Source organism: Xanthobacter versatilis (assembly GCF_043193975.1).
GTDB classification, from domain to species: domain Bacteria; phylum Pseudomonadota; class Alphaproteobacteria; order Rhizobiales; family Xanthobacteraceae; genus Xanthobacter; species Xanthobacter autotrophicus_E.
The window spans coordinates 298,896-315,794 of sequence record NZ_JBAFVB010000003.1 but is presented as its reverse complement, the minus strand read 5'-3'; the positions used below and the strand labels follow the sequence as shown (position 1 = coordinate 315,794).

Genomic DNA, 16,899 nt, shown 5'->3' with positions numbered 1-16,899 from the left:
CTATATCATCGGCAAAGCGGCGGACCCAAGGCGGCAGACCCAGGGGGCAATGCCTGGCGTGAACGGCTTCACGCTCCGGCCACGCCCGCGCTTAAAGCCGGCGCCCCGGAATGCTATTGAGGACCCATGAGCGCTCCCAAGCCCCCTGCCCGCCGCACCGCCCGCATCACCACCCCGGATGGCGTCGGCATCGCCGCCGAGGCCTTCGGCGCGGAAACCGGGCCGGGCGTCGTCTTCATCCACGGCTTTTCCCAGTCGAGCCTGTGCTGGTCGCGGCAGACCGCAAGCCCGCTTCTCTCCGACTTGCGAATGGTCACCTACGATTTCCGCGGCCACGGCGCCTCGGACAAGCCGGAAGACCCGGCGCGCTACAAGGGAGCGGAGCTGTGGGCCGGCGAGGTGGACGCGGTGGTCCACGCCCTCGGCCTGGAGCGGCCGGTGCTGGTGGGCTGGTCCTACGCCGGGCGCATCATCGGTGATTATGTCGCCACCTTCGGCACCAAAGGCATTTCCGGCATCGTGTTCGTGGATGCGGTGACCGCCAACGAGCGGCGCTTCTATGGCAGCTGCAACCGCCTCATGCGGCAGATGTGCAGCCCGGACGTGGCGGAGAACATCACCGCCACCCGCGCCTTCCTGCGCCGCTGCTTCGCCAATCCCGTCCCCCAGCCGCTGTTCGAGCTCATGTTCGGCGTGAACATGCTGGTGCCGCACCACATCCGCGCAGCCCTGTTCGACCGGGTGGCGGATTATGATGCCCTGAACCGCACCCTCGACGTGCCGGTCCTGGTGGTCCAGGGCGCCCTCGACGAGGTGGTGGCGCCGGCCATGGCGGAACATATTACCGAAATCGTGCCAAACGCCCGGCTGGATCTCTTTGAAGGCGTGGGCCACGCGCCGTTCCTGGAGGCGCCGGAGCGCTTCAATGCGGCGCTGGCGACCTTCGTCCGGGAGGTAACCGGCAAGGCTTGAGCGTTACCGCAAGGCCCCACCGTTGGAAAATCCGCATCACACTCCCGTGCGGGTGGAACCGCCGTGCCACAAAGCGGTTGCAGTCATGTCCATTTTACGGCGACAAAATGGACGGCCGGAGCACAATTCGCTCCCCGTGTGTCCCCTTCGTTCCTCAGCCGAGACGTAAGACCCATGACGCACTTCAGATCCCTCGCCCTGGCCGCCGTCGCGGCCGCGATCGTGGCGGCGGGGCCGGCGCGAGCCGACGACCGCTACGACATCTTCAACTTCAACAAGCTGTTCAGCGGCGCCAACGTCAATGACGGCTACGTGGGCACCTCCTCGCCCATTGGCCGGCAGATGGTCTCCATCGATCCGAAATATGCGCCGGGCACCATCGTGATCCGCACATCCGAGCGACGGCTTTATTACGTTACCTCCCGAGGCGAGGCCCTGCGCTACGGCGTCGGGGTGGGCCGCGAAGGCTTCCAGTGGTCCGGCGTGAAGACCGTGAGCGCGAAGAAGGAATGGCCGGGCTGGACGCCGCCCGCGCAGATGCTGAGGCGCCGGCCCGATCTGCCGCGCTACATGCCTGGGGGCATTGAAAATCCGCTGGGCGCCCGCGCCATGTATCTCGGCTCCAGCCTCTACCGCATCCACGGCTCCAACGAGCCGGAGACCATCGGCCAGGCGGTCTCTTCCGGCTGCTTCCGCATGACCAACGACGATGTGGTGGACCTCTACAACCGCGTCCGCGTGGGCACCACGGTCTACGTGCTGCGCTGAGCGCGGCGATCGATCGAGCCCGGCTCCAGACGCAAAAAACCCCGGCCACCTTGCGGTGACCGGGGTTTCTCAATTCAGAGCGTCAGCTCAGAGAGCGGCGAGGTTCGACGCCTTGCTCTTACCGCGGTTGTCCGCGACGATGTCGAAGGACACCTTCTGGCCATCGTTCAGGCCATAGAGGCCGGAGCGCTCCACGTCCGAGATGTGCACGAAGACGTCGGGGCCACCCTCATCCTGCTGGATGAAGCCGAAACCCTTCTGGGAATTGAAAAACTTGACGGTACCTGTGGCCATGGTGGCCTCCTGTGCGCGCAGGTCGCTTATCGCTGTGCCTGCGCCAGTCACCCCCGCGCACGACCAACGTCGCGGCGCAGCGGGGCGTAGTTCTAGACGAGTTCGAATTGGAAGGCTTTTGTGTCGCGGCCCGAAGGAAACGATGAAGCAGGCCGATGACGAACTGTCCGCTCAGCTCGCCCCTCCGCACATCCATGATCATGGAAAGCGGAGGAACGAACACCCAGTACCGCGGCGGGATCGGAGTACATCCGTCCGTCTCCCGAATGCGTTCGCGCTTTGGAGCGCGCCGCGTCCGGCGGCTTGGGTTGAGTGAGAGATAGGGACCAATAACGGCCTTTCAAGGGCAGGGCGCAAAATAATGCGCACCGCCTCCGCTTATTTTCCGCCCGCCGCCGCCTTCGCGACGAAACGATCGTCGAAGGTCTTCGGCAGATCGATGGTGGCAGCCTTCAGCTCCGGATCAAATTCGACCAGCATGGCGAGCGCGTTTTTCATGCCCTGGGCAGGAATGACGCCAGTGCGCGAATAGATGGGCAGGGAATTCTTCACTGCCGAGAGATAAAGCGCGCGATCCCCCAGCAGGTATTCTTCCGGCACCACGGCGGCCACGTCCTCGGGGGTGGCCGTCTTCAGCCACATCAGGGTGCGGTAGAAGGCATTCACCAGCTTCTGGGTGGTCACCGGGTTCGCCGCGACGAAATCGCGCTTCATGTAGAGCACGGCGGCCGGGTTGGCGCCGCCGAAGATCTTGTCGTTGCCCGCCTCGGTGCGGCTGTCGGCCAGCACCTTCACGTCGCCGTCGTCCTCCAGCTTGGTGATGACGGGGTCGAGGTTGGACATGGCATCGATCTCGCCGCGCTTCATCTGCGCCACGGCGGAGGCCCCGCCGCCGACGCCGATGAAGGCCACGTCCTCCGGCTTCAGCCCCTCCTTCGCCAGCAGGAAGTTGACGAAGAAATTGGTGGAGGAGCCCGGCGCGGTCACCCCGATCTTGGCGCCCTTCAGGTCCTTCACCGAAGTGATGGGCCGGTCCTTGCGCGCCACCAGCACGATGCCGGGAAAGCGCCCCAGCTCGATGACGGAGACGATGTCCTGCCCCTTGGCCTGCATGCGGATGGTATGCTCATAGGCGCCGGTGACCACGTCGATGGAGCCGCCGATCAGCGCCTGGAGCGATTTCGCCCCGCCGCCGAAATCGTTGATGGTGACGTCGAGCCCCTCGTCCTTGAAGAAGCCCTTCCGCTCGGCGATGGTCAGCGGCAGGTAATAGAGCAGCGGCTTGCCACCGACGCCCAGCGTCAGCTTGGGCTTTTCCGCCTGCTGGGCCGAAGCCGGCGAGACTGCGAGCATGAGGGCCGCGCCGAGCGCAGCCGCCAGCGTTCCGATGCGCATGGTGTCCTCCCTTTCGTTCTGTTTTTCTTCCAGTTCACCCCTGCCCCGCCGGCGACGGGCGCCAGACCAGGAGGCGGTTCTCGATGGCGCTGACGCCGGTGTCGATGACGATGACGAACAGGGCCAGCACCAGCATGCCGGAGAACACCCCGGTCACGTCGAAAACCCCTTCCGCCTGGTGGATGCGATAGCCGAGCCCGGCCGCCGAGCCGAGATATTCGCCCACCACCGCCCCCACCAGCGCGAAGCCCACCGCCGTATGCAGGGAGGAGAACATCCAGGTGAGGGCCGACGGCCAGAACACGTGCCGCATGAGCTGGCGCTCGCTCATGCCGAGCATGCGGGCGTTGGAAAGCAGCGTCGGGCTCACCTCCTTCACGCCCTGGTAGACGTTGAAGAAGACGATGAAAAACACCAGCGTCACCCCCAGCGCCACCTTCGACCAGATGCCGAGCCCCAGCCACAAGGCGAAGATGGGCGCCAGCACCACCCGCGGCAGCGCGTTCGCCATCTTCACATACGGGTCGAACACCGCCGCGAGCAGCGCCTTGCGGGCGAACCAGAAGCCCACCAGAACGCCACCGGCGGCGCCGATGATGAAGGCCAGCGTCGTCTCCAGCAGGGTGACGCCCAGGTGATACCAGATGACGCCGGTCGCGAAGTCGCGCCAGGTGCGCTCGAACACGGCCAGCGGCGTCGAGAAGAAGAAGGGATCGAGGGGATAGAAGGGTTTTGGCGAGAGCGCCGGAATGGACAGCTTCACCGTCGAGCCGAAATGCCAGAGGCCAATGATCAACATGGCCACCAGCACCTGCAAGGCCAGCAGCACGAGACGGGAGCGCACGATCATCCCACCGCCTCCGACTGGCGATAGCCTTTCACCACCTCGTCCTTGAGCATGGCCCAGATCTCGCGATGGAGCTGGTGGAAGGCCGGTTCCAGCCGCACATCCATGCCGCGCGGCCGGGCCAGCGACACCCGCCACTCGCCGATGATACGCGAGGCCGGCCCCGCCCCCATGATCACCACCCGGTCGGCGAGAGAGATGGCCTCTTCCAGGTCGTGGGTGACGAACAGCACCGCCTTGCGGTCGGCGCTCCACAGGTCCAGCAGCAGGTTGCCCATGATCTGGCGGGTCTGGGCGTCCAGCGGGCCGAACGGCTCGTCCATGAGCAGGATCTTGGGATCGCGGATCAGCACCTGCGCAAGGCCCACGCGCTTACGCTGCCCGCCGGAGAGCATGTGCGGATAGCGATCGGCGAAGGCGGAAAGACCCACCCGGCCGAGCCAGCGCCGGGCCTGCTCGCGCGCCTCGCCCTGCGGGGTGCCGGCGACTTCGAGGCCGATGGCCACGTTCTCCAGCGCGCTCTTCCAGGGAAACAGCGCCTCCGCCTGAAACAGGTAGCCGGCCTTGCGGTTGAGGCCCGCCAGCGGATCGCCGAAGATGGAGACGGTGCCGGTGGCCGGCTTCAGCAGCCCGGCGGTGGCATTGAGCAGGGTGGACTTGCCGCAGCCGGTGGGGCCGACGATGGCGACGAACTCGCCGTCCGCCACGTCCAGGTTCACCCCCTCGACGGCCACGAAAGGCGCCGCGCTGCCCGCCTGGGCGGGAAAGGCGATGGAGAGGCCGCGCAGGGCGACGGCGCGGCTCGCGGCATCGCGACCGCCCGCGACCACGCTGAAAGGTGGCGACACGCAACTCCTCCCGCTTCCTCGGCGCCCGTTCGAGGGCACCCGTCCGGTTGGCCGGATCACGGGCAAAGGTAGCGGCGGAGGCGAAAGAGGCAAGGCGAGAAAAGGCCCGGTGTGGCCCCGCGACGACGGCCGGCGCCCCGCCCCTTCACCTTCGCCATGATCGGATGCGAGAATGCCGTTCAGGAAACACCATGGCCCGCATTCTCGCCGCCCTCGCCTTGTTCGCTACGCTCCTCGCCGGCACGCCGTGGCTGCTGCCGGTGGCGAAGGAGAGCCTCAAGCTTGTCGCGGCGCGGGACGATCCCGCCGCCCTCGCCGACCTGGGCCTTGCCGGCTTCACGGCGGACGACGCCCGCCGCTCCATCGCGGCGGCGCTGGCCGAGGACGATGCCGCGCTCGCCGCCTCCTTCCTCGCGCTGGCCGATGCACGCGGCCTCCCCATCCCGCCGGAGCTGCGCGCGCAGGTGACGGAGGCCACCGGCGCCCTGTCCGAGACCCTGCGGTCGGCCAAGGCGTTCGGCCTCGGCTTCATCACCGGCGAGCCGCGCGACCTTTCGGGCCTTGCCGGCGCCGCCACCAGCGACCTCATGGTGTGGGGCGACATCCGCGACGCCGGCCGCGAGGGCCTGAAGCTGGCACGCGGCGAGGAGGCGGACGAGCTGATTTTAGGCCTCTCCGCCGTGGGCATCGCCGTCACCGCCGGCACCTATGCCACGGTGGGCGCGAGCCTGCCGGTGCGCATCGGCATCTCGCTGGTGAAGGTGGCCAAGCGCACCGGGCACCTCTCCGCCGCGCTCGCCCGCAGCCTGACCCGCGCGGTGCGCGAGAGCGTGGACTTTGCCACCCTGCGCCGGCTCGCGGCGGCGCCCGCAAGCGTGGATGCCGCCTCGGTAAAGGGCGCGGTGCGCACCCAGCGCCTCACCGATCTGACCCGCATGCTGGACGACGCCGCCCGCATCGAGGCGAAGGCCGGCACCCGGGCAGCCCTCGAAGGCCTGAAGGTGGCGGACAGCGGACGGGACCTCTCCCGCGTCGCCCGCCTCGCCGAGGCCAAGGGCGCCCAGACGCTGGCCATCGTCAAGACATTGGGGCGCGGGGCCATCGCCATCACCAGCGCGCTGTTCCACCTGATCTGGTGGGCGTTCGCGGCGGCGCTCTACGCCTTCGCCCTCGTCTCATCCTTCAACTCCCTCTGCGTCGCCTGTGCACGTCGCTGCTGGCGCGGCAAGCGTCCCAAGACGGCCCGCCACAGGCACAGGACGCCGGACCCGGCGCAGGCGTTGGCCCCGCCATCGGCGCCCGTTGCCGACTTGGACATTGCGGCCGCCCGCGTGATGGCGGCCATCGAGGCCGCTCGGGACCTCGCCCGAAATCCGTCGCCTCCACTCCAATCGCCTGAAGACTTGGCACAACGGGAGCGAGCTTCTAGTTTCCCGCCCCGTCATCCGCCGAGATCCGAGGCGCCCGCCGTGGCGGTGCCCCGCGAAGGTTCCCCATGCCCCATTTCTCTTCCGCAGGCGTCGATATCGCCTATTTCGACATCGGCGCCGGCGATCCGGTCCTCCTGATCCACGGCTTCGCCTCCTCCAAGGAGATCAACTGGGTCGGCCCATCCTGGACGAAAACCCTCACCGAGGCCGGCTACCGCGCCATCGGCTTCGACCATCGCGGCCACGGCGAGTCGGACAAGCTCTACGATCCCGCCCTCTACGACACCCGCATCATGGCGGAGGATGCCCAGCGCCTGCTTACCCATCTCGGGCTGGAGCGGGCCGACGTGGTGGGCTATTCCATGGGCGCGCGGGTGGGGGCGCAGATGGCGCTGCATTTCCCGCAGGCGGTGCGCTCGCTGATCCTGGGCGGGCTGGGCATCCATCTGGTGGACGGGGTGGGCCTGCCCCAGACGGTCGCCGATGCGTTGGAGGCGCCGAGCCTCGACGATGTCGCCGACCCCATGGGCCGCATGTTCCGCGCCTTCGCCGACGCCAACAAGGCTGACCTGAAGGCGCTGGCGGCCTGCATCCGCGGCTCGCGCCAGGTTCTCACCCGCGAGGAGGTGGGGCGCATCTTCCAGCCGGTGCTGGTGGCCATCGGCACCCGCGACCTCGTCTCCGGACCCGGCCAGCCTCTGGTGGATCTGCTGCCGGACGGTACCATGCTGGATATCCCCAACCGCGACCACAACCCCGCCGTGGGCGACAAGGTGTTCAAGGCCGGCGCTCTCGAATTCCTGAAACGCCGGCCCTGAAGCGACCGATGGGGAACCTCTCCCCTTCCCGCCGCTTGTGCTAGAACAGGCGCCAAGTTGCATCGTCGAGGAGGCAGGAATGCCCCAATCTCCCACGCCTGCCCCCATGCCCGCGCCCGTTGCCGACGCGTTCGCTCCGAAGCTCACCAAGGCAGGCACGGAACGCTGGCACGACGTGGTCGATCCGGTCTGGGCGCGCCTGCGCAACGAGGCGGAGGAAGCCGCCGAGCGCGAGCCGCTGCTCGCCGCCTTCCTCATCGGCGCCGTGCTGGGCCAGCCGAGCTTGGAGGCGGTGATTGGCGAACGCATCGCCGCCCGCCTCGACCATGCGGACGTTCCGGCCAGCGCCATCCGCGCCGCCTGGCTTGAGGCCGCCACCCGCGACAAGACCATTCCCCAGGCCCTGCGCGCCGACATCATGGCGGTGGTGGACCGCGACCCCGCAGCCACCCGCACGCTTGAGCCGGTGCTGTATTTCAAGGGCTTCCACGCCATCCAGACCCACCGCCTGTCCCACTTCCTGTGGGCCAGCGGCCAGCGCGACTTCGCCCTCTATCTCCAGAGCCGGGCCTCCTCCGTGTTCGCCGTGGATATCCACCCGCAGGTGCCCATGGGCCGGGGCATCTTCCTCGACCACGCCACCGGCGTCGTCATCGGCGCCACGGCGGTGATCGAGGACGACGTGTCCATCCTGCAGGGGGTGACGCTGGGCGGCACCGGCAAGGAGACCGGCGACCGCCATCCCAAGATCCGCCGGGGCGTGCTCATCGGCGCTGGCGCCAAGGTGCTCGGCAACATCGAGGTCGGCCGCTGCGCCCGCATCGCCGCCGGCTCGGTGGTGCTGAAGCCGGTGCCGCGCAATACCACGGTGGCGGGCATCCCGGCCAAGGTAGTGGGCGAAGCCGGCTGCGCCGAACCCTCGCGCTCCATGGACCAGATGTTCGAGGACAACATCTGGTCTGGCGCCGATATCTGAGGGCTGTTGCCCGCCGCGACTTGAACGCGCGCGCCTTGGCCGCCATAACGCGGCCACCCGTTCGCAAGGAGAACACCGTTGGAAAAAACCGAGCTCGAGCGCGTGCAGCGCTATTTGCGGACTCTGTTCGGCAACCCGCAGATCAAGGTGACTGCCCGCACGAAGAAGAAGGACTCGGCCGAGGTCTATCTGGGCGAGGAGTTCATCGGCGTCCTCTACCGGGACGACGAGGACGACGACCTCTCCTACAATTTCCAGATGGCGATCCTCGATTCCGACCTTGAGTGAGAGCGGGAAGGCGCGGGCCCTGAATGGGGCCTCTCGCCACTGCGAGGGGGGAGCGGCCTGCGCTCCCGCCCCTCAGGATCAGGCCCGATGGCTCAGCCCGGCGGCGGCGGGGGCTCAGTGTCCACGATCTCGCTGTCCGGCAGCGCCACCAGAATCAGCACCCCGAGGATAGTCATGGAGAAGCGGAAGGCCGCGGCCTGTCCGTTCCAGTCCTTGGACTGCCACATGGCGAAATACTCGCCAGCAACCACCATGAAGCCGAAGAACCAGACCAGGAAGGCCAGCGCGCCGCCCAGATAAACGAAGCGCTTGGCACGTTCGAAACGGGCGGCGGGTGCGCCCAGCCGCGCCAGCATGGCGACGGCCCCGAGGGCGAGGAACAGCCCGCTGGTCGCCTCGCCTGCGATGATGGCGGCATAGGCCATGCGCCATCCCCGCTCGTCGGTGATGGCGCGATGCATCAGGGCATTGCCGGGAAAGGTGGTGTCCATGCTCAGCACATGGCGCACGAACGCGTAATTGGTCTCATAGTCCACGAGATTGTCGTAGGCGACCAGGAGGCAGAAGGCCGCGAGGGCGGCCGTCATCATCGCTTTCGCCAGACGCAGCTCCATCCCGCCCTCCGCTTCTGCCCGACGCAGTCTTAAAGCGTTGGCAGGCGAAGTGAATACCGGCTCACGTCAAGAAAACGCGTCAACACCGCGTTTCCGGAGCGATCGCCGTAAGCTGCGGCGAGCCTCGAGCCAATCCGGACATAAACGCTCCGACCACCGCGCGACACTCCCCGCCGACGAGATCGGACGGAGCGCGCGGCGGGACAAGAGCGCTGCTGGCGCGCACTCAGCGGCGGCGGAAATTCTGCTGGCGGCGGGCGCCGGGCGGCGGGGCGTTGCCCTCGGCCTTGTGGCGGAAGTTGATGCGGCCGCGATCGAGGTCGTAAGGGGACATCTCCACCACCACGCGGTCACCCTCGATGGTGCGGATGCGGTTCTTCTTCATCTTGCCGGCCGCATAGGCCAGAATCTGATGATCGTTATCGAGCCGCACACGGAAGTTGCCGTCCGGGAGCACCTCGGTCACCGTTCCTTCGAACTCCAGCAGTTCTTCCTTCGCCATATAGTCGTCTCCAGATGCCCCGATGAGGGGGCGCAATTGCCGGGCTTATCTCACGAAATCACCCGTCCGCCCATAGGTAGATGCGCGCGGCGGCGTATTTTCGCCATCCGCGCGCATCCATGATCCAATCAATGCGTCTCAGCGCACCGGCCGCTTGGCCCCGCCCGGACGGGAGTCCGAGCGCTGGCCGCGGTTCGGCACCGACTGCATGAAGCCGAGGCCGCCGATGTCGCCGGCGGGACGCTGGCCCCGCTCGGTCCGCTGGCCACGACCCTCGGCCCGGGCCGGCTGGCCGGCGCGATGGCCCGCGCCCTGGGCGCCACCGGCATCGGGACGCCCTTCCGGACGGCCGCCGGCCGGACGACCCTCGCCGCGCGGCTGGTGGGCACGCGCCGCCTGGGGACGGCCCTCTTCCGAACGCGGCGCCCGCGACCGGCCTTCGCCGGACCGCTCGTCACCGTGGCGGGGACGCTGGCCGCGCGGGTTCTGCCGGCCGGAGCGGCCGATATAGTCCGAACGCTCGGAGGTCTCGTCCCGCTCGTCGAGGATGATGGGCTCAAGCTCCGGCACCGCGAAGCGGGTGCCCGCGCCACGGCGGTCGCTTGAGGGAAGCTGCATCTTGATGAGCTTCTCGATGGACCGCAGGAACGCGCGCTCCTCGTGATCGCAGAAGGAGATGGCGATGCCTTCCCGGCCGGCGCGCGCGGTGCGGCCGATGCGGTGGACGTAGCTCTCCGGCACGTTGGGCAGGTCGAAGTTGATGACGTGGCTCACCCCGGTCACGTCGATGCCGCGGGCGGCGATGTCGGTGGCGATGAGGGTGCGGATCTTGCCTTCGCGGAAGGCCGCGAGCACGCGGTCGCGCTGGTTCTGCGACTTGTTGCCGTGGATCGCCTCGGCGGCGATGCCGGCCTTGGCGAGCACGCGCACCACCTTGTCCGCGCCATGCTTGGTGCGGGAGAAGACGAGGGCGCGGTCGATGTCCTCGGTGGAGAGCACCTCGGCGAGGAGCTGGCCCTTGTTGGCCTTGTCCACCAGGATCACGCGCTGCTCGACCCGGTCGGCGGTCTTGGCGACCGGGGTCACCGCGACGCGCACCGGATCCCGCAGCATGGAGCCCGCGAGCTCGGCGATGGCGTGGGGCATGGTGGCGGAGAAGAACAGGGAATGGCGCTTGTGCGGCAGCCGGCGCACGATGGCGCGGATGGCATGCACGAAGCCCATGTCCAGCATCTGGTCGGCTTCGTCGAGGACGAGAACCTCGACCTGGTCGAGCTTCACCGCATGGTTCTCGACGAGGTCGATCAGGCGGCCGGGAGTGGCGACCAGCACGTCCACGCCGCGGGACAGCGCACGGATCTGCCGGCCCATGGGCACGCCACCGATGGCGAGCGACACCGAGATGTTGGCGTGACGGCCGAACTTCTCGAAGTTCTCGACGATCTGGCCGGACAGCTCACGGGTGGGAGAGAGCACCAGGGCCCGCACCGACTTGGGCTCGGGGCGGTGGGGATGACGGACCAGGCGGTCCAGGATGGGAAGGGCGAAGGCGGCGGTCTTGCCGGTGCCGGTCTGGGCGATGCCGATCAGATCGCGACCCGCGAGAATCTGCGGGATGGCTTCGGCCTGGATGGGGGTGGGAGTGACGTGCTGCGCTTCAGTAAGGGCGCGAACGATAGGCTCGGCGAGGCCGAGGTTCGTAAAAGAGGTCAAGCTCTGACTTTCATATGCGAACGACACCGGCGCACGCAGGGGCGCAGCGCGGTTCGCGGGGACATTCGACATCCCGCGTGGCCTGGGGTGTCCAAAGGCAATCATTGAAGTCGGGCAAAGCCGCTCGCGACGCTTCTCAAGATGGAAGCTCCGGCGGTCTCCGCTACGCGGCCCGAGCGCGCTGCAAGGGGGATTTGAAATCCCTCCGGGGCGCTACGGCAGGGTGTATGACCCATCCCCATGACAATTTCAAGGCGGGAGCAGCTTTTTCGCCCAAATCCTGCGCCATGACCATCCCACCGCAGGGTGACACCGGGACCGCCCCTTGCGCGAGGAGGCCGGCCTTCCGATCTCTGCGGCTGGAGGAGACATGATCGACGTTCAGGCCATTATTGCTGCGACCACCGCGTTTGTTCAGAACAACCACGCCCTCGCTGCTCCGATCGTGTTCGGCCTCGCCTTTGGCGAATCGCTCGCCCTCGTATCCTTCTTCATTCCGGCGACCGTGCTTCTGCTCGCCATCGGCGCGCTGATCGAGGCGAGCGGGCTGCACTTCTTCCCCATCTGGCTGGCCGCCGCCACCGGCGCGGCGCTGGGGGACGCCATCTCCTACTGGTTCGGTTTCCACTACAAGGAGCGGGCGAAGACCTTCTGGCCGCTGTCGAAACGGCCCGACCTGGTGGCCCGCGCGGAGGACTTCTTCCATCGCTTCGGCGTCTGGGGCGTGGCCATCGGCCGCTTCTTCGGGCCCGTGCGCGCGGTGGTGCCGCTGGTGGCCGGCGTGCTTGCCATGCGCCAGACCCATTTCCAGATGGCCAACGTCGCCAGCGCGGCGGTCTGGGCCTTCGCCATGCTTGCCCCTGGTGCGGCCGCCTTCAAGCTGTTCGGCTTCTGAGGTCGATCGGGTCGGGCCTTCGCGGCCTGGCCCGGCCGCCGGAAGATGCCTGAAGGGTTGACCGGACCGCCCGCCGGCAGCGCCGCGGCGCCATGCCGCAACGCAGCACAAAAGCAGCCTTTCTGATCCCTCGCGGCACTCGCCCCACCGCGCGGTACCTTCCCGTGCCTATTGTTTCCCTGCGGCATGCTGTATATGAACGAGCATACCAAAGGGGACCTTTTCCATGTCCAGCTTCATACTGCGCCGTGGCCTCATCGTCGGCCTTCTGCTTGCCACCGCGGGCCTTGCTCCCGTCCGAGCCGAGGAGCCGGCCAAGGCGTCCGCCACCGGGGCTGAGACCACGGTGACCGTGTTCGCCGCCGCCAGCCTCACCAACGCCTTCGAGGACATTGCCAAGGCCTATGCCGCCAAGGGTGAGAAGGCGCCGGTGAAGTTCTCCTTCGCCGCCTCCTCCGCGCTGGCCAAGCAGTTGGAAGCCGGCGCGCCGGCCAACATCTTCGCCTCCGCCGACCTCAAGTGGATGGATTATACCGACGGCAAGGGCCTCACCCTGCCCGCCACCCGCGCCACCGTGCTCGGCAATGCCCTCGTGCTGGTCGCGCCCGCCGACAAGGCGAAGCCCGTGACCATCACCAAGGGCATGGACATCGACGCCCTGCTCGGCGCCAACGGTCGCATCGCCACCGGCCTCGTGGATAGCGTGCCCGTGGGCGTCTACGCCAAGACCGCCTTCACCAACCTCGGCCTGTGGGACAAGGTGGCTCCGCGCATCGTCGGGTCCGAGAGCGTGCGCGCGGCGCTCGCCCTGGTGGAACGGGGCGAGGTGCCCTACGGCGTCGTCTATGCGACCGACGCCGCTGTCGCCAAGAACGTGAAGGTGGTCGCCATCTTCCCGGCCGACAGCCACCCCCCGGTGGAATATCCCTTCGCCCTGGTGAAGGGCCAGGACACGCCCGCGGCCAAGTCCTTCTTCGCCTTCCTGCAGGGGCCGGAAGCCAAGGAGATCTACAAGAAATACGGCTTCACGGTGAAGTGAGCCTGACCCGAGGCACCGTTCCCGCCCCCGCTGCGGCCGGGCGGGAACAAGACTTGCTTCGCGACTTGCGCGGCTTCGGCTTAAGCTCACGAGACGCGTGATTTTTGCCGAAACGAGAGGGCGATGAGCCGGGCGAATTTAACTAATTTGTCCGGATCGCGCTCCGAGCCCAGCACTGCCCCTATCCGGAAGACTGCCCCATGCTTACCCCTGAAGAATGGACGGCCGTCAGGCTCAGCCTGGAGGTCGCCTTCTGGGCCACCATCTGGAGCCTGCCACCCGCAATCCTCATCGGCTGGGTGCTGGCGCGCTTCGACTTTCCAGGCAAGGGCGTCTTCGACGGCATCGTCCACCTGCCCCTGGTGCTACCCAAGGTGGTGGTCGGCTATCTGCTGCTCATCACGTTGGGCAACCGGGGGTATCTCGGCCAATACCTCCACGATTGGTTCGGCATATCGCTGATCTTCTCCACCGCCGGCGCCACCGTGGCAGCCGCTGTGGTCAGCTTTCCCCTCACCGTCAACGCCATCCGCCTCGCCATCGGCGGCATCGACCAGGGCATCGAGACCGCGGCGCGCACCCTGGGCGCAACCAAGCTCGATGCCTTTTTTACGGTCACCCTGCCGCTGATGATGCCCGGCGTGCTGTCCGGCTGCCTCATCTCGCTGGCCTCGGCGCTGGGCGAATTCGGCGCCACGATCACCTTCGTCTCGAACGTCGAGGGGCAGACGCGGACCATTCCGCTGGCCATCTACAGCGCCACCCACATGCCGGACGGCGACGCCATGGCGCTGCGCCTCACGGTTGTGTCGGTGATCCTGGCCCTCGGCGCGCTCGTTCTCGCCGAGCTGGCGGACCGGCGCATCAAGCTGGCGCTGGGGCAGATATGATCGAGATCGACGTTTCCCTCGCCCGCAGCACGGGCTTCTGCCTGGAGGCCCATTTCGCGGCCCCGGACATGGGCGTCACCGCGCTTTTCGGCCGGTCGGGATCGGGCAAGACCACCATCATCCAGGTGGTCGCCGGCTCGGTGCGGCCCGATCGCGGGCGCATCCAGGTGGGCGACGAGGTGTATTTCGACAGCGAGAAGGGCATCGACCTGCCCATGGAACGGCGCGGCGCCGGCTATGTGTTCCAGGATGCACGCCTGTTCCCGCACATGAGCGTGGACAACAATTTGCGCTATGGCCAGCGCCGGGCCAAGCGGGAGATCACCATTCGCTTCGACGCGGTGGTGGAGATGCTGGGCATCGGCCACCTGCTGAAGCGCCGGCCCCACACCCTGTCCGGCGGCGAGAAGCAGCGCGTCGCCATCGGCCGCGCGCTGCTCTCCCAGCCGCGCCTGCTGCTCATGGACGAGCCGCTCGCCTCCCTCGACGAGATGCGCAAGGGCGAGATCCTGCCCTATCTCGAACGCCTGAGGGATGAGCTTCGGCTGCCCATCCTGTATGTGAGCCATTCGGTGGAGGAGGTGCTGCGCCTGTCGGACGCGGTGGCGGCCGTGGCCGACGGCAAGGTGATCGCCTGCGGCCCCCTCGCCGAGGTGCTGTCCCGGCCGGAGCTCCTGCCGGTGCTCGGCCGCTTCGACCTCGGCACCATCTTCGACTGCACCATTTCCGCGCATAATGAGGAATTCGGCCTCTCCACCGTATCCTTCCCCGACGGCGAGCTCCGGGTGCCACTGGTGGGCCGGCCGGTCGGCGCCCCGGCACGGGCCCGCGTGCGGTCGCGCGACGTGTCGCTGTCCCTATCGCGGCCCATCGACGTGTCAGTGACGAATCGCCTCTCCGGCACCATCGCCAGCATCACCCGGGCGGAAGGCCCGTTCGCGGACGTGGAGGTGGCGCTCGCCCATGGCAAGCTTCATTCGCTGGTGACGCAGGAGAGCGTGCAGCGCCTGGCGCTGGAACCAGGCATGGCGGTGTGGGCCATGATCAAGGCGGTGACCGTGGACAGCCGCCCGGCCGGCTTCAATTCGCCGGGTGCGGAGATCAGATCGCCTTCGCCGGTTTCCCAGCCGCGGCAGCCGTCTCCGGCTCCTCCGGCTCTGCGTGTGATTGCGGGCGGAACTCCGCCGAAAGCGCCTTCGTAAGCTCGTCCACGGAGGCGTTGGTCGCCTTCGCCGCCTGACGCTCCATGGCACGATAAAGGGCGATGATGCGCTCGCCGAAGGCGGTCACTTCCGTACCGGCGCCGCGGCGGCCGGGAAAGGTCACGATCACCCGCTGCTCGAACATGCGGTCCAGCTCATCCACCAGGAGCCAGGCCCGGCGGTAGCTCATGCCGATGGCCTTGGCGGCGGAGAGGATGGAGCGATGCTCGCGGATCGCCTCCAGCAGCATGATCTTGCCAGGACCAAGGCGGCGACCGTCGGGAAAATCCACACGCAGAAACAGGCGGGTACCGACCTTTTTTGTCACTACGTCCCTCCTCGCGCGCCCGGCGCGGCATGGCGGAGGGTGATCATACCGGAAGAGCACCCGGCCGGGAACGCTTTCCCGCGGGAAAGATGCGGTGCCCGGAGGGGCCGACGCCGCGCCGGATCAGTCCAGGCGAGCGGACCTGCCGTCCCGCCTGGACCCTCCAAAACCCGAGGGTCAGGCCCGCGCCTGGCGGGGGGCGCTGGCGGTGGGGGACATGCGGCCATTCACCACTGCCGACAGCAGGACGATGGTGGCCACCGTCCCGAGATAGGCGATCAACTGCATGCCCGTGGGCTCGGCGCGATAGCCGACGAGGGTCCGCAGCACACGCCCCAGGGCGCTGTCGTTGGCAAGCAGCCAGCTGGTGTTCCACAGCGGGTCCGCCAGGGACTGGATGAAGCCGGAATCCTGGAGAATGCCCACCACCTGCGCGGCAAGGCCCGCAGCCAGCAGGGTGATGATGATGGCCGTGACCTTGAACATGTGCTTGAGCGGAATGGCGACCAGCCCGCGATAGAGCACCAGCGAGACCACCGCACCACTGGCAAGGCCCGCGAGGCCGCCGAGGGCCACCGCGCCCGCCGTCTCGTCGCCGGTGGTGGCGATGCCATAGAGGAAGAGCACGATCTCCACGCCCTCGCGCAGCACCGCCATGCCCACCACGATGGCGAGCGCCGCCAGCGGCCGGCGGCCTTCCTTCACATCGCGGCCCACATTCTTCATCTCGACGACCATCTGCCGGCCGTGGCTCGCCATCCACACCACGGTCCACACCAGCATGACCACGGCGATGGACAGAATGGCGGCGTTGAGGATGTCCTGGCCCGAACCGTCGAAGGTGGAGGCGATCTGGTCCGCAAAAAGCGCCAGCAACGCGGAGCCGGACAGGCCGCCCAGGATGCCGAGGCAGATCCACAGGCCGCGATGTCGGATACCCTCCGAAGCCGCAAGAACAACGCCGGTGACGATGCCCGCCTCCAGCACTTCGCGGAAGACGATGAGCAGGGCGGCAATCATGGCAACCGGTCCTTCCTGGCCAGCAACTGAGCAAGCATCCGGCCGGCTTCCGACTTGCGG

The 16,899-nt window shown here is 67.8% G+C and carries 19 protein-coding genes; 10 read left to right on the top strand and 9 right to left on the bottom strand.

Going from position 1 to position 16,899, the window contains the following annotated elements:
- The first annotated feature begins 126 nt into the window (after positions 1 to 126).
- Both V5F66_RS09000 and V5F66_RS08995 read left to right on the top strand, forming a co-directional pair.
- Positions 127 to 972: an alpha/beta fold hydrolase gene (locus V5F66_RS09000; RefSeq protein WP_394093679.1), complete on the top strand. Its 846-nt coding sequence runs from the start codon at positions 127 to 129 to the stop codon at positions 970 to 972.
- A 174-nt stretch (positions 973 to 1,146) separates the two neighbouring features.
- Positions 1,147 to 1,740, top strand: a complete 594-nt coding sequence (locus tag V5F66_RS08995) for a L,D-transpeptidase (RefSeq protein ID WP_012115191.1) — start codon at positions 1,147 to 1,149, stop codon at positions 1,738 to 1,740.
- Between the two features lie 87 nt (positions 1,741 to 1,827).
- Here V5F66_RS08995 and V5F66_RS08990 read toward each other — a convergent pair whose 3' ends face one another.
- The 4 genes from V5F66_RS08990 to V5F66_RS08975 form a co-directional block, all read right to left on the bottom strand.
- Positions 1,828 to 2,034, bottom strand: a complete 207-nt coding sequence (locus V5F66_RS08990) for a cold-shock protein (protein ID WP_012115190.1) — start codon at positions 2,032 to 2,034, stop codon at positions 1,828 to 1,830.
- A 378-nt stretch (positions 2,035 to 2,412) separates the two neighbouring features.
- The gene (locus V5F66_RS08985) at positions 2,413 to 3,429 is read right to left on the bottom strand and encodes an ABC transporter substrate-binding protein (protein WP_394093678.1); all 1,017 of its coding nucleotides are present in this window, start codon (positions 3,427 to 3,429) and stop codon (positions 2,413 to 2,415) included.
- Positions 3,430 to 3,463: 34 nt separating this feature from the next.
- Complete coding sequence (locus V5F66_RS08980) at positions 3,464 to 4,279, bottom strand: ABC transporter permease (protein WP_394093677.1); 816 nt, start codon at positions 4,277 to 4,279, stop codon at positions 3,464 to 3,466.
- Positions 4,276 to 5,124, bottom strand: a complete 849-nt coding sequence (locus V5F66_RS08975; RefSeq protein WP_394093676.1) for an ABC transporter ATP-binding protein — start codon at positions 5,122 to 5,124, stop codon at positions 4,276 to 4,278. The genes V5F66_RS08980 and V5F66_RS08975 overlap by 4 nt, the downstream gene beginning before the upstream one ends.
- Positions 5,125 to 5,315: 191 nt before the next feature.
- Here V5F66_RS08975 and V5F66_RS08970 point away from each other — a divergent pair, with 191 nt between their 5' ends.
- From V5F66_RS08970 to V5F66_RS08955, 4 genes are all read left to right on the top strand, one after another.
- Positions 5,316 to 6,692, top strand: coding sequence for a hypothetical protein (locus V5F66_RS08970; RefSeq protein ID WP_394093675.1), 1,377 nt, complete (start codon positions 5,316 to 5,318; stop codon positions 6,690 to 6,692).
- On the top strand, positions 6,620 to 7,372 hold the full coding sequence (locus V5F66_RS08965) for an alpha/beta fold hydrolase (protein ID WP_394093674.1): 753 nt from the start codon (positions 6,620 to 6,622) through the stop codon (positions 7,370 to 7,372). Before V5F66_RS08970 ends, V5F66_RS08965 begins: the two co-directional genes overlap by 73 nt.
- Positions 7,373 to 7,451: 79 nt before the next feature.
- Positions 7,452 to 8,348: a serine O-acetyltransferase gene (gene cysE / locus V5F66_RS08960; protein ID WP_394093673.1), complete on the top strand. Its 897-nt coding sequence runs from the start codon at positions 7,452 to 7,454 to the stop codon at positions 8,346 to 8,348.
- 78 nt (positions 8,349 to 8,426) lie between these two features.
- On the top strand, positions 8,427 to 8,636 hold the full coding sequence (locus tag V5F66_RS08955; protein ID WP_012115183.1) for a DUF3126 family protein: 210 nt from the start codon (positions 8,427 to 8,429) through the stop codon (positions 8,634 to 8,636).
- A gap of 92 nt (positions 8,637 to 8,728) precedes the next feature.
- Here the strand turns inward: V5F66_RS08955 and V5F66_RS08950 are convergent, their stop codons facing one another.
- From V5F66_RS08950 to V5F66_RS08940, 3 genes are all read right to left on the bottom strand, one after another.
- A complete protein-coding gene (locus tag V5F66_RS08950; RefSeq protein ID WP_394093672.1) occupies positions 8,729 to 9,250 on the bottom strand; it encodes a DUF2165 family protein in 522 nt (173 codons plus the stop codon).
- Positions 9,251 to 9,476: 226 nt separating this feature from the next.
- Positions 9,477 to 9,752 carry a translation initiation factor IF-1 gene (gene infA / locus V5F66_RS08945; protein WP_012115181.1) on the bottom strand — a complete coding sequence of 92 codons (276 nt, stop codon included), beginning with the start codon at positions 9,750 to 9,752 and terminating at the stop codon, positions 9,477 to 9,479.
- A 138-nt stretch (positions 9,753 to 9,890) separates the two neighbouring features.
- Positions 9,891 to 11,537 carry a DEAD/DEAH box helicase gene (locus tag V5F66_RS08940; RefSeq protein WP_445329422.1) on the bottom strand — a complete coding sequence of 549 codons (1,647 nt, stop codon included), beginning with the start codon at positions 11,535 to 11,537 and terminating at the stop codon, positions 9,891 to 9,893.
- Positions 11,538 to 11,835: 298 nt separating this feature from the next.
- Between V5F66_RS08940 and V5F66_RS08935 the strand changes: the two genes are divergently transcribed.
- The 4 genes from V5F66_RS08935 (at position 11,836) to modC (ending at position 15,491) form a co-directional block, all read left to right on the top strand.
- Positions 11,836 to 12,360 carry a DedA family protein gene (locus V5F66_RS08935; protein WP_012115179.1) on the top strand — a complete coding sequence of 175 codons (525 nt, stop codon included), beginning with the start codon at positions 11,836 to 11,838 and terminating at the stop codon, positions 12,358 to 12,360.
- A gap of 226 nt (positions 12,361 to 12,586) precedes the next feature.
- Positions 12,587 to 13,399: a molybdate ABC transporter substrate-binding protein gene (modA, locus tag V5F66_RS08930; RefSeq protein WP_012115178.1), complete on the top strand. Its 813-nt coding sequence runs from the start codon at positions 12,587 to 12,589 to the stop codon at positions 13,397 to 13,399.
- A gap of 200 nt (positions 13,400 to 13,599) precedes the next feature.
- Positions 13,600 to 14,289 carry a molybdate ABC transporter permease subunit gene (modB, locus tag V5F66_RS08925; protein WP_012115177.1) on the top strand — a complete coding sequence of 230 codons (690 nt, stop codon included), beginning with the start codon at positions 13,600 to 13,602 and terminating at the stop codon, positions 14,287 to 14,289.
- Complete coding sequence (gene modC, locus V5F66_RS08920) at positions 14,286 to 15,491, top strand: molybdenum ABC transporter ATP-binding protein (RefSeq protein ID WP_081437071.1); 1,206 nt, start codon at positions 14,286 to 14,288, stop codon at positions 15,489 to 15,491. The genes modB and modC overlap by 4 nt, the downstream gene beginning before the upstream one ends.
- Here modC and V5F66_RS08915 read toward each other — a convergent pair.
- Together V5F66_RS08915 and V5F66_RS08910 are read right to left on the bottom strand one after the other, a co-directional pair.
- Positions 15,391 to 15,819, bottom strand: a complete 429-nt coding sequence (locus tag V5F66_RS08915; RefSeq protein ID WP_041575698.1) for a winged helix-turn-helix domain-containing protein — start codon at positions 15,817 to 15,819, stop codon at positions 15,391 to 15,393. The genes modC and V5F66_RS08915 overlap by 101 nt on opposite strands.
- A gap of 177 nt (positions 15,820 to 15,996) precedes the next feature.
- Positions 15,997 to 16,839 carry an FTR1 family iron permease gene (locus V5F66_RS08910; protein ID WP_012115175.1) on the bottom strand — a complete coding sequence of 281 codons (843 nt, stop codon included), beginning with the start codon at positions 16,837 to 16,839 and terminating at the stop codon, positions 15,997 to 15,999.
- Positions 16,840 to 16,899 lie beyond the last annotated feature (60 nt).